Annotated in this window: 12 protein-coding genes; 7 read left to right on the forward strand and 5 right to left on the reverse strand. The window is 45.0% G+C overall.

Translation table 11 applies throughout. The features are described from left to right. Positions 1–293 precede the first annotated feature (293 nt). The 5 genes from B9N89_RS13410 to B9N89_RS13430 all read left to right on the forward strand — a co-directional run bounded on the left by B9N89_RS13410 (position 294) and on the right by B9N89_RS13430 (position 5,696). Positions 294–872 carry a TetR/AcrR family transcriptional regulator gene (locus B9N89_RS13410; protein WP_132319380.1) on the forward strand — a complete coding sequence of 193 codons (579 nt, stop codon included), beginning with the start codon at positions 294–296 and terminating at the stop codon, positions 870–872. 16 nt (positions 873–888) lie between these two features. Next, a complete protein-coding gene (locus B9N89_RS13415) occupies positions 889–1,368 on the forward strand; it encodes a nuclear transport factor 2 family protein (RefSeq protein ID WP_132319378.1) in 480 nt (159 codons plus the stop codon). Between the two features lie 284 nt (positions 1,369–1,652). Further along, positions 1,653–3,110 (forward strand): hypothetical protein, encoded by a 1,458-nt coding sequence (locus B9N89_RS13420; RefSeq protein ID WP_132319376.1) that lies wholly within the window; start codon positions 1,653–1,655, stop codon positions 3,108–3,110. Positions 3,111–3,290: 180 nt separating this feature from the next. Next, on the forward strand, positions 3,291–4,640 hold the full coding sequence (locus B9N89_RS13425; RefSeq protein WP_132319374.1) for a S8 family serine peptidase: 1,350 nt from the start codon (positions 3,291–3,293) through the stop codon (positions 4,638–4,640). A gap of 168 nt (positions 4,641–4,808) precedes the next feature. Then, positions 4,809–5,696: a VWA domain-containing protein gene (locus B9N89_RS13430; RefSeq protein ID WP_132319372.1), complete on the forward strand. Its 888-nt coding sequence runs from the start codon at positions 4,809–4,811 to the stop codon at positions 5,694–5,696. Between the two features lie 56 nt (positions 5,697–5,752). On the opposite strand, the gene B9N89_RS13435 is transcribed toward B9N89_RS13430, so the two are convergent. Beyond that, a complete protein-coding gene (locus B9N89_RS13435) occupies positions 5,753–6,682 on the reverse strand; it encodes a hypothetical protein (RefSeq protein ID WP_132319370.1) in 930 nt (309 codons plus the stop codon). A 393-nt stretch (positions 6,683–7,075) separates the two neighbouring features. Between B9N89_RS13435 and B9N89_RS13440 the strand changes: the two genes are divergently transcribed. Beyond that, entirely contained in the window at positions 7,076–7,900 is an 825-nt protein-coding gene (locus B9N89_RS13440; protein WP_132319368.1) for a trypsin-like serine protease, read from the forward strand. A gap of 53 nt (positions 7,901–7,953) precedes the next feature. Here B9N89_RS13440 and B9N89_RS13445 read toward each other — a convergent pair whose 3' ends face one another. The 4 genes from B9N89_RS13445 to B9N89_RS13460 form a co-directional block, all read right to left on the reverse strand. Next, complete coding sequence (locus tag B9N89_RS13445) at positions 7,954–8,409, reverse strand: hypothetical protein (RefSeq protein WP_132319366.1); 456 nt, start codon at positions 8,407–8,409, stop codon at positions 7,954–7,956. Next, the gene (locus tag B9N89_RS13450; protein WP_132319364.1) at positions 8,399–9,262 is read right to left on the reverse strand and encodes a TIGR02147 family protein; all 864 of its coding nucleotides are present in this window, start codon (positions 9,260–9,262) and stop codon (positions 8,399–8,401) included. The genes B9N89_RS13445 and B9N89_RS13450 overlap by 11 nt, the downstream gene beginning before the upstream one ends. A gap of 241 nt (positions 9,263–9,503) precedes the next feature. Next, positions 9,504–9,896, reverse strand: coding sequence for a hypothetical protein (locus tag B9N89_RS13455; RefSeq protein WP_132319362.1), 393 nt, complete (start codon positions 9,894–9,896; stop codon positions 9,504–9,506). A 128-nt stretch (positions 9,897–10,024) separates the two neighbouring features. Next, positions 10,025–10,642, reverse strand: a complete 618-nt coding sequence (locus tag B9N89_RS13460; RefSeq protein ID WP_132319360.1) for a DUF4360 domain-containing protein — start codon at positions 10,640–10,642, stop codon at positions 10,025–10,027. 514 nt (positions 10,643–11,156) lie between these two features. On the opposite strand from B9N89_RS13460, the gene B9N89_RS13465 reads away from it, so the two are divergent. Next, positions 11,157–11,411, forward strand: a complete 255-nt coding sequence (locus B9N89_RS13465) for a hypothetical protein (protein WP_132319358.1) — start codon at positions 11,157–11,159, stop codon at positions 11,409–11,411. The last annotated feature ends 168 nt before the right edge of the window (positions 11,412–11,579 follow it).

Consider the following 11,579-nt stretch of genomic DNA (forward strand, 5'->3'; position numbering starts at 1 on the left):
TGATTTCGAAGAGCACCTATAGCCGTCATTATGATTTCTAGTTGGTCGATTCATGGGCTCCGAAATCATCTAAATGTGCCCTATTGGCCAGGTTTATCTCTCCTTTGGAGCCTCCCCCCTACAAAAACTTACTCAAAGTAAAAGTTAAGCTCTCTCAGCCCCCAATTACTTGGCTACATGACCCATGTATATCACCGAAATAGCTCACTTATTCGAGTTTTTAAAAAAAGTGCTTCACTTCCTACAGCAAATGACGATAACAAGATTGTATCTACTAATAGATAGATAAGGAAATGGAGATCAAATTGACCTGGAATGCTACGGCCCATAAACTTTTAGATTCAGCAGAGGCTTTGATCAAAACCAAGGGTTTTAATGCTTTTAGTTTCAAAGACCTTCAGAATGAGGTGGGGGTAAAAACATCAACTATACATTACTATTTCTCGACCAAGTCTGCGCTGGGAATTGCCGTAGCGGAAAGGTTTTATGAGCGCCACCAGCAGTCTCTTGAGTCCTTACAAAATCAAGATATGAGACCTAGCGAGCGACTTGATGAGGTTTTCAAATTCTTCATTGCAAACGCTAGCAAAGGGGAGTTTTGCCTTGGAGGGATGCTTGCCAGCGACTTTGGTACTTTAAAAGATGATCTTAAACCAACACTTATGAGTTTCTTCCAACACTTTGAAAAATGGATCGAAGACCAAATCAAGAAAGGCAAGGCCCTAGGCGAATTCCGCGACGATCTAAATGAAAACGCATGGTCTAAGGTGTTGGTCGCCTCCTTAGAAGGGGGCATGCTGATCGCACGCGTCAGGCAAGACAGTAATTACTACAAAGAGCTTTTGAATAGTTTAATCCACCAGATAAAATAGAAACAGGAGAACGATGATGACAGTTCAAAAAATTGATTTTAACGCACTTAAGAGACCTCATTGGAACCAAACGCAAGAGCAGAATGCCAATCTAGTGATAGATTTCGTTCAAGGCATCATGAATGACCATGATTTCGAATACATCACGGAAACGTTTGGCAAGCACAATTACGTCCAGCATAATCGAAATATGCCTGACGGTATCGATGGCCTTGTAGGTTACCTAAAAAAGTTTGTCAAAAACTTCCCTGAGTTCAACTACGATGTCAAAAAAATCATCGTTGATGGCGATATGGTAAGCCTTCATTCACATGCCACTCTAAAACACAAGCACAGAGGTAATCAGGAGAAGGGGTTCAACATCATAGACACCTGGCGCGTGGACAATGGTAAGCTTGTGGAGCACTGGGATGCTGTGCAAGCGATTGATCTACCTATGAGACTCTATGCAACATTTGTCGGTGGTCGTAAGATGAATAAAAATGGTTTCTTCTAGGCTTGTCATGACCCCACTAGGATCTAAACTTGTGGGGTATGATCCCACAAGTTTCTAAAGCGTTTCGCTTCAGTCTCTTAATACGTCTAATTGAATCAGGTTATTATATGTATGTATCGCCTGATATGTAAAATTCACCTTCGATCTGTTTTAATCGTCATTATAGAGATGTTTTTTCCTTCCGATCTGCTAGTCTTTCCATCAAATTTTCCAACTAAAAGGACTACTGTATCAATTAGTGATGGGGTAGGGGAACGTGGATGAGTTAATAGGAGGAGTATACTTTGAGTAAGCAAAGCGATGAAGGTGTCACCCTACCGGAAGGTTTTACCGGTTCGAGCTTTTTTAGGCACATTCTAGAAGAGGCGATGCAACGCTATCCAAACGACTTCAAGGATATCAAGCTACCATCTCGAAAAGACTTTAAAAAAAGCTATGGCGAGACAGTTGTTCGATTCGAAGCGGCGCGAGTCAATTCTAAATTGCGCAGTGAAATCGCTAAATACATGGTGAGGCGAACGCAGGATCAGCTGCAGTATAAAAGCCCGATTTTCACAGGTCCTTTTACACAGTACATGGCAGGTAATAGCAAACCATCTCCTCTAGAGACTATTGACCTAGGGGAAAGCGAAGGCTTTAAACCTGAAGTTCCCTTTCGTGGTCAGCGTTACGAAGGTGCGCGGTTGAAAGATCTCGCAGAGCTTATGTTGCAAGAGCACCAGATCACGAAAGCTGCAGCAAAGGCAATCACTTGGATAAGTCGAGAAGCGCTCAATGATGATGGTTGTATCAACTTGAAGGGCCAGAAGTTTGTGATTTTGGGAGCATCAGCGGAGCTAGCTCCAACAGCGATGTTGCTCAAGGCGGGTGCGTCAGTCCTTTGGGTTGACATTCAAGATTGCAAGAGCTTTGTCGATCGTCATAAAGGTTTGAGTGGTACGTTATACTTTGGCGAAAAAGCTCGAAACATACTCCTTGAGCCACAAACGATTGGATCAACGATCGAAGCCTTTGCTGATGGTGAGCCTGTTCATATCGGAATGTTTGCCTATGCTGCTGGTGCGAGTCAAGAGTGGCGATTGACAGCAACTATGAATGGCATCGTTCGAAGCCTTGAGCCTTCTATCGTGGGTTCGGTTTCTATGCTGGTTTCACCAACTTCACCAGCGGTCATGCAGCCAGAAGACCTCGATCGAGCCAAGACCATGCATCGAAGCCCTCCTGCCTGGCAAGGAGTCCTTAAAACCTTGGGACTTTTGAATTTGGAAAACCAGTTCGAGAAGGAAGGGCTTCCCGTAGCACGAGCGATCGTGCCTCTTCAAGGCGTTGGCTATCAGGCAGCCCAGTACATTTCAAAAACTTTAGCAGCAGAAGTGTTTGCGACTCAAGGGGTTAGCCTTGACGGTGATGCCAAGCCATTGCGGGTTTCGGCAAATGTCGCTGGCATCACGAAAACTCGCTCCTTGCAGCACCCGGTGTTTCAAGCTGCCTTCTTGGGAGCTAAGACTTTTGGAGTCGAGATCTTTGAAGTGCAAACCACCCAGGCGTTAAGTGGTCTGCTGCTACTCTACGATCTGCTAAATCAGGATCATAAAGTGCAGGATGATCCGCAGCAACTATTCGCTGAACAGGTCCATGGTGGTATCTATTCGCGAGCTTTTGCCTTAGATCCTATGATTCGAATTGCTACCGTGATGGGGCTCGCTCAGAAACCTCGACTTCTACTCAAAATCTTAAGTTAGCGATTCCTATGTCTCTAAGTAGCTACCCTAGAAGAATACACCGATGGGTGTATTCTTTCCTACCTCATCGAAGTTAGAGATAAGGTCGTGCAGGTGCCTTCCTATTGACTAGCACCACCAGATGCTCAAGAATCGTTCGCAAATATTTCTAATTGCGGATTTTATCATTGTGGAGTCATTATGAAGCTCTTATCACTGGTGGCAAGTTGTGCCATGGTATCTAGCGTAGCAACAGCCTCTACCATAGCGATCGTTGATTCTGGGGTCGACTATCAGCACGAATTTTTACAAGGGAGAATCTGGGAGAATCCAGTGGATAATACTGTGAATCGCCGAGATGAAGATAACAATGGCTATCGAGATGATATCTGGGGTTGGAACTTTTTCGGTAACAACAATCGCATCATTGATTACAAGTACAATGACCTCTTCGATAGTGATATCGAACGCTTCTTTCAGCTTCAAGGCTTGGCACTTGAAGGTACCATTGAGCCTGAGGATCTTCGTTGGCTTCAGGAGAAGGCACAGAATCGAGATTTTGTGGCAAGGCTCAATAAGTTCGGAGCCTATGTTCACGGGACGCATGTAGCGTCTATAGCAGCAGGCTCAAATGAAGATGCGCGGATTCTTACCATTAGGTTGCTGCCTGTTGACAATCCTCTTCAACAGCTAGAAAAGGATGTAGTACGAGCTTTGGAAGAGGGTAAATCTCTCAACTTTATATTAAAGGAAATCATAAAAGGAGGCCTATATCTTCTCGCGAAAGCCCAAGGGCAAGCCTTTGCTTCAGTGGGAAGCTATATCCATGGCCACAATTCAGATGTCGCCAATGCATCTCTAGGAACTGGCGTAATGCAAGCTAAGCTTATCATTGAACCGATTGTCCGCTTAGCGATGGGAGGAAATACGCCTGACCCAAAATCTGTGGAAGATCTTGCAATCTTTTTCGTGAATCGTACCGTGGCTGAGCAACGTATACTGGTTGAAGAAGCGCCGAATACCCTATTTGTTTTTGCTGCGGGCAATGATGGAACCAACAACGATCAATTTCCTGTGTCACCAGCAAATATCAGTGCAGAGAATAGTATTACTGTAGGAGCGACGTTTGGATTACAAGCCTTGGCACCGTTCTCTAACTACGGCCAAGCGGTACATGTGCTTGCACCGGGAGTTGCGATTCGATCAGCGATTCCCAATGACCTCTATCTGAAACTCAGTGGAACAAGCCAAGCAGCACCCTATGTTGCTGGCTTAGCTGCTGAGCTTAAAGACATCAATCCCGCTCTGCGCCCCGTGGATCTCAAAAAGATCATCATGGCAACCGTGGACCAGCGGGACGAATTCCAAGATAAAGTCTCGTCCTCGGGAATTGTCAATCGTGATAGGGCCATCGTAGCAGCAGAGAAAAGCTCTGCTATGCCTATTGCACAGGCGATTGACGAGGCAAGACTAGAAGTTAAGGATCAAGTTTCTGTTAGGAAATGGCAGGTAAGCTTACCGGAAAACTTTCCAATGATAGGAATTCAATAACCTGTACATGGTTGACTCAGTAAATTTTCTGAGTCAACCTTACTAAATAATAAGAAGCCTAGCCCATTTCTCTCGTGTTTGATAAGGTCTCCATTCAATTTTCTGCTCCCAAGCGCCGATGCATCCTGTCGTGGCCAAGAGGCCATAAGTATTATATGGAGGAATAGTATGCTTCGATTGCTACTGGTGATGTCTCTGATTCTTGCAACTCACCTTGCTTCCAGCCAAGAAATTATGGCGTTTCGAGACATTGTTAGGCTAGAGCTTCGCGATGACGGTTTCTACAATCTCATTTGTATTGATGGCCAAATAGAGATTGGTAAGACGTATGATGACATTATTCAGGATAGGGTTTGTAACCAGGTCGTGAGTGACGATCCTAGCCAGAAGCTCGACATCCTTCTAGTGATAGATGATAGTGCTTCAATGGTTGCATATCAAAGGGATTTATCAACGGCATGGCGGGCAGCTCTTCCTGAGCTGACAGATCGGTTTGACTGGCAGATTGCAGTTGTAACCACGTCTAGTCCTTGCCTTGTGAGAACTCTTGGCAATCAGTTGACTCTAACCAGAGATCAATACAGGGTGAACTCTGAACAAGTCGCTACTAATCTAGAAGCGATGATCAAGGTGGGCGATCAGGGTAATTCTATAGAGCGTGGCATCGAGTCTTTAACAAAGGGACTGTTTGGGCAATGCTCCCAGGGGATTACCCCATGGTTGCGGGATGATGCTGAGGTCGCAGCCCTTTTGCTAACAGACGAGAAAAACTGTGGTTCAGCAGTTCAAGAAAGCTGCCAGGGGCAAGGGTTTCAGTCTGCGGACGACTACTTTAATCAGGTTTTTTTTGAAACCACTGTCTTTGCTCTACTACTCCTTGAAGATCCCCCTTGGTCTGCACCGAAGCGTTGTGCTTCATCGGGCTACTATCAGGAGCCACCCAACCCAGCTAGCTATTTATCCCTAGTAAATGGTACGGGAGGCATGGTTTCAGATATTTGCCAAGAAAACTACCATATGTTTCTTGGGGAGGTCTTGGACCATCTCTCCAGATGACGGTAGCATCTCATGGTAGCGAAAGGGCACGAGCTGTTCAGCTCGTGCAATGAGACTTATTGTTGATTTAGATCAACACCTGTGACGTGGTATAGCCAGAAGCTCTCACCTGATTCGTATAGACTCATGTCGATATTCTTTTGTTTTAGATCTATGGTGAGGGATAGGTTGCGGTCCTCGTCCACAAGCTCAAGCTGTGAACCACCTCTATAAAATCTCTCAAACTTGAAAATAACAGCTCCATGAGGGTCTCGTTCAATCCAAGTAATAGTGCCTTCACTATCTACGGTGGGTTCAAAGCGGCCACCACCGCTATGCCGAATCGCTGAGATCTTCCAAAGCTGGTAGTCTAGGTCCTTATCGGCTGTTGTAAAACGAGTGATATCATCGTCCCAAGGCTTCGTGGTGTAGGCGATGGTCTTAGAGTCAAGATGCATGGTAACTTGCAGATCGGGGCGAGATTTAGATTGCAAAATGATAGCGTTGGGAAAACGTTCGATCTCGCGGTACCTATCGATGACATCGCCAATAAGGCCTTTTTCTACCCAAGAGAGGCCGCCCGATGCTTCCATGTCGACCACTTCGAATCGCCCTCGCTCATTGTATGTGACACTATTAATAAGCCATGGGTTGTAAAGACATCGATATCCCATATTAGCAATGGGGTAGGTCTTGGACACCAGTTCTCCAGAAAAGGAAATCGTGCCATGATCAAGATCGAGCTCTACAGCTTGATCGTACTTATAAGCCTCTAGCTGGATTAGATTGCCTTGTCGCTGCAGCTCATAGAAATTTATCTTTCCCAAAGCTGGGTCAAGAACTGCCTGCCATGAATCTAAATAGGTTCGCTCCAAGCGCGATTGGCTGTAAAATACGCGACCTTCGTAGCATTCAGGGCCAAAGCCACCGGGGAAGGCAGAAGCTGTTAGACCGACGAAGGCTGCCGTTAGAGTGGACATGATTGATAAGGCTCGTATGATCTTCATGGAATGTTTCCTCATATTGAAAGTTAGTGGTCATAATGGCTTGATTGCCGAAGACTAGACGGACCATATCGCTTCCACAGCTTTCTAAACAGCATAACTAGCTAGATGCTGACTGAACGGGAATGAGAAGAAACCAGGCGAATTATTGCTGTCAGGGTTGGGGAGATGTTCCACTCCAGAGTTGGATAAACTACATCCTACACCTTGCGGCAAACCACGGACTTACTTTATTTTTGCAGCGATCGGTGTTGCATTTAGCACTAAATATCCATCAGAAGGCCCTTTTTCGTAGGGTTTTTATTGGTTTATCGACATTCGATAAAAAGAGCTCAATTTATTATTTCTTCAGTCTACGCTACTCTAGGGTTGCAATACCACATAAGGAGAAGTCACATGAAAAGGCGTTTGTATCTTCGGGCAAAGAGTGGCGCGTTTAGCCTTATCTCAGCTAGTCTTTTGCTAGCTTGTGGCAAAAACAGTTCTGACGTGATGACGTTAAAGGTGTCGAATGGTGTGGAGATTGATCACTCCGAATATCCAAGTGTTGTTTTGTTGCGAGTCAATGGTCGTGACTTTTGCACAGGAACCTTTGTGAATGACTCACAATTGATTACAGCAGCAAGTTGCGTTTTCGATACCAGGGTCTCGAATCCGAATATTCAGATTGTCGAGCCTCGTGTGGTTGATGGTCAGCTATCGTTTTATCCAAGGGCCCAGGCTGAAGAGCTTGTTTTGAATCCAAATTACTCCCGATGGCAGAGTCGTGGTGTGAACGGTCAAGATATTGGTATCATCAAGTTTCCAGCATACACGGCTCCAGGAGTGAGGAGCCTCGCATCACTGGCGCCTAGTATTGCACAGGAAGTTGCAGTGGTCGGCTATAGCCTTCTCCAGGCGAAAGGTGATCCCATGGAAGATGAGCCCGGGCTAACACAGCTTCAAAAGCAATTTGCTCAGGATTACGTTGCTAGTAAGTTGGATGGGATGCTGGTAGCCGAAAGCAACCTAGGCTCTGGCGATACTCGATCTCTCAATGAAAGTATGACAGCACTAGATATTTTTCCAGGCAAGCCTCTTTTTGTGCGAGGGCAGCTCGCTGGTATCACGTCTGGCTTGAGCTACGGGCGAAACGCAGAAGATGAAGTGATTCAATATCAAAAGTTTGTTGATATCAATTCGATGGAAAGTCAGGATTTCTTGGAAAGGGAACTTGACTAAGCTTTTATCGCTTTAGAATATATAGAAGTGTGGGCTCAAGGGCCCACACCGGATCAGTCGACGTTGAGACGAAGCTGGATGGAACCAGGATAGTCTAAAGTACTTGATAGATATTGGCCGACACTGAGGTTGCCTATGACAACGACTGGTGTTCGACCATCGTTTCCAGGAGATGGTCTTAAAGGAGGCAGAGGATTGATTTCAACCAGTCCTTCGTTGAAACGGCAGGCGAATACGGTATTGAATTCACCAGAGTATGACCCCTCTTGTAAGTTGTCTGGGGCTTCTATTCCAAATATACAAAAATCTTGAGCAGAGACTTTCGCAGTTTCCATCGCTAGAATGGTGCGACTACCACTTCGATAGGTTTTGGTGTTCTCATAATGAATCTCATGGGATTCAGGGTTGGACTCTAGAATCTCGAAAAATCTGTCCTCAGATATCGATTGGCCCCAAGCAGAACCGCTAGCCATAACCAAACATAGGCTTGATATGAGTTTAAGCTTCATGTAAACACCTCTCCTTCTCTTTTGAGATTACAGGATACATTTGTAAATTGAGACGAACCAGGGTATCGGGCTCATCGTCTTCTAATTCAGAATGGACAGTTCGAAACGTATCTTTAAGTTTATCTATGGCCTCCATATAACTTTGTTTTTTAACTGTTAACAGTGAGCTGAGAAAAAGCACCTCATCCCGCTTTTTAGCAATATCGGGAACCTTACTTCGACTTTCATCGATAGCGCTTTGCAAGTGTTTGATCTCATGCTGCTGGCTAAAATTTGTGAATAGAAAGGAGAAGTCTTTCTTGTGATTGATCTTGTAAATGCCGTCGGCTTTAGTAACCAACTCCCGTTGGTGAAGGCAGCGGAGGGCGCTTTGAATTCTTTGCGCGGGGACGTCTTTCAAGATGGCCATAAGTTCTCGTTCCGAAGCTTGATGTTCTGGGAACAAGAAGAGGCTCAGGTAGACAAGTGAGAAAGTAAAGATATCTCTCATGTCGTCCATATTGATTTCGTGATATTTAAGTGTTTTTGTTAGGATCTTAATTTCACGATCTAATTGATCGCGAACCTTTTCAGATTTGGCGAACTCAGTCTCTAAAAGGATCTTCTTTTCAAGTAGAGTTGCTTCAGTGGTATCGAGACTCAAAGTCTCAATGATGGGCCCTACATAGCGGGCACTCAGTTTCTTTCGACCTTTAAAGACATCGGTAAGATAACCCCGAGATTTCAGGCCGATTCGCTTAGAGATGTAGTTTTTGGAGAACGAAGGCTTCTCAGTTTTTCGAAGGGCGATAATTTTTTCTAGCGACTCAATTCCAGAGTGCGATAGCAATACTGACTTCGTGACACTCACCATGATTTGATCCCATTGTTGGCTTAGAACTCTTGGAAGTTCTAGTTTTGATGGGATCTCCCGTCAACATTCGTAATGAATACTTTTCATATGTTGAACATTTGTTTATTGCGTGAATACTGAGGAATGAATATTGATTTTAGTAAGTTAGGAAAGTGCTCAGGGTGGTTAAATATTTTTATCATCGTAGATCTTAGGATGCATTTAAGCGATTCCTAAGATCTCTTAACCAACTGCCTAAATCTTAGCGAACGCAGCGAGGTGGAAGAAGGCAACCGCGATCGTCTTCGTCGACAACAAGCTCGCCATCTTCACAGAAGCCAGGAGCAGGTGGTGAGAATACGGGGCACTTTTGAGGAGCGATAGCCTTTAGCAGTCCCCATTCCAGGTCAGTTTCACACTTGATATCACTGTAGGTGATATTGAGATCCTCAACACACCCGTAATAGAGCGCTTGGTTCCGCGCGACACAGCTGTTGCTGCCGTGAAATGATGAATTCGTACCGATAATCGTACAAATTGCTGGTTCGTAGACAGTGACACAAGGCTGTCTTAGTAGCTTGCCGCAGTTTTCTCCAGCGTGTGCAGAAAATGTTGAGCTTAAGGCTGCGATGGTGAGTAGAGCTTTATAATTCATAAGAAGTCCTTTCCTAAAAGGCGGTTAATTTCGAGGACAAACCTAAACGAAACCACCGGGCACTGGAATAGGAAAGGAGCTTCCTATGCAAACTTCTGTACTCCTCAGGAGTGGTTATATGCTTACTTTTAGCATTTTAGCCACTGAATGCTATAGACTTGGGTGAAGGAACCATCCATCGAGTCTATGTAGAAGGCGCCGCTGCGATCGGAGTGATCGGTATCTAAAGAAACTTCGCTTTCAATGTTAAGAGCCCTATTTTTGCCGCAAGGAGACCAGACCACATCTGAAATACCAACTGTATCCCGCCTTTGGAAAAAGTCGAAAATCTCTCCCTGAAGATGGCTTTCAAATATAACTCGATCGGACGACCTCGATTGAAAGTAGTACTGAGAGTTGAAGGTTGCATTGACACCTTCCTCAAGGGCGACTTCACCACGATAGTCCACATCAAATAGCGCGTAGCTCCAGCCCCCTGGAATACGAAGATCGACCTTGATCTTACATTTGGATCGGCGGTCGCCCAGAGGAATACCTGGCCCAATTTCCGCTGAGAATGAATTGAAGGTTAACGTAAAGGCCTGAGCATCCGCAGAGATGTTTGAGCCCACGGCGGTAGAGTCGGCGCAGCCACTTCCAGCCCAAGTGATCTTCTTTATGTATACCTTTGACGGGTCTGGAGCTTCGTTAGCTTGAGTGCTTTGACTTAGTAAGAATAAGAGGCTTGTGATTCCCATGAGACGCATGTCGATACTCCTTAGTATTGGTTCGGTCTTATAGGAGCAATTTTAGTTCCAAGGGTTCGCGGCGAATGATTCTAGGGCTCTAGGCCTTGATGACTAAGGCTTAGGAGTTTCATCTTAGTTTATCTTAGCTAGGACTTATGTCTCGGAATGGGCTTGTTTCCACATTTAAAGTGTAACTTTATCGCGCAATGAACCCAAGCAACAGCAGTTGGAAATAAAAGTTTTCTTCGTGAACGAGAACAAAACTTGCGTAGAATATCTACATTTCGGCTGAGTATAAGCAAGAATCTTGAATGGCGGATAATTTGCCCCGTAATCTTACCACAAGCTGTCAGAATCCTTTCCTGATCGAAGGTCTGGTAATTCCAATATCTATGATTCAGTGCATTTATCCCATATAATCAAATCAGAATGCATTCTAACTAGTGAATTTCGAACAATCGACTAGCCTCGATCGTTCCGGCTTAAAGGGGGTATCGCAATTTTTCAAGCAATCTTAGATAGGAGGTTGGATGTGGAGAAGCAAGTCAGGATACGTATCTTCGATCGCAACGACTGTCATCTTCAGGATGTATCGTTGACGCTTGCGGAGGCGGTTTATATCTCGCCTGGCAAGTATCTTTCAGACTATTTGTGGTCGCAGAATACGGGCATTTCCGATGTATTCTCGCGGATGGTGCTAAGTGTCGGAACGGCACATGAGGGGCTTAGGGATGTCAAACTGGAGACAGACTACCCCTGGATGAGTGTCTGGGTCGACGCGGTTTAATCTTACTATGACAACATCAAGACCCAGCTCATCAGATTGTCACTAGGCTTGATGTTGTCCTACCACTCATGACATGCCAATCGAATCTTCTATGCCATGACATTTATTTCTATCGTCTTTCAAGCTCTTTACATCAGCTCAACGAGGCATTATGTGTAATAGTCCCTG

The sequence above is a fragment of the Pseudobacteriovorax antillogorgiicola genome, from assembly GCF_900177345.1.
Classification (GTDB): domain Bacteria; phylum Bdellovibrionota_B; class Oligoflexia; order Oligoflexales; family Oligoflexaceae; genus Pseudobacteriovorax; species Pseudobacteriovorax antillogorgiicola.

Coding starts and splice junctions, on each gene's coding strand:
- B9N89_RS13410 (WP_132319380.1), top strand. CDS start 294: ATGGAGATCAAATTGACCTGGAATGCTACGGCCCATAAACTTTTAGAT.
- B9N89_RS13415 (WP_132319378.1), top strand. CDS start 889: ATGACAGTTCAAAAAATTGATTTTAACGCACTTAAGAGACCTCATTGG.
- B9N89_RS13425 (WP_132319374.1), top strand. CDS start 3,291: ATGAAGCTCTTATCACTGGTGGCAAGTTGTGCCATGGTATCTAGCGTA.
- B9N89_RS13430 (WP_132319372.1), top strand. CDS start 4,809: ATGCTTCGATTGCTACTGGTGATGTCTCTGATTCTTGCAACTCACCTT.
- B9N89_RS13435 (WP_132319370.1), bottom strand. CDS start 6,682: ATGAAGATCATACGAGCCTTATCAATCATGTCCACTCTAACGGCAGCC.
- B9N89_RS13440 (WP_132319368.1), top strand. CDS start 7,076: ATGAAAAGGCGTTTGTATCTTCGGGCAAAGAGTGGCGCGTTTAGCCTT.
- B9N89_RS13445 (WP_132319366.1), bottom strand. CDS start 8,409: ATGAAGCTTAAACTCATATCAAGCCTATGTTTGGTTATGGCTAGCGGT.
- B9N89_RS13450 (WP_132319364.1), bottom strand. CDS start 9,262: ATGGTGAGTGTCACGAAGTCAGTATTGCTATCGCACTCTGGAATTGAG.
- B9N89_RS13455 (WP_132319362.1), bottom strand. CDS start 9,896: ATGAATTATAAAGCTCTACTCACCATCGCAGCCTTAAGCTCAACATTT.
- B9N89_RS13460 (WP_132319360.1), bottom strand. CDS start 10,642: ATGCGTCTCATGGGAATCACAAGCCTCTTATTCTTACTAAGTCAAAGC.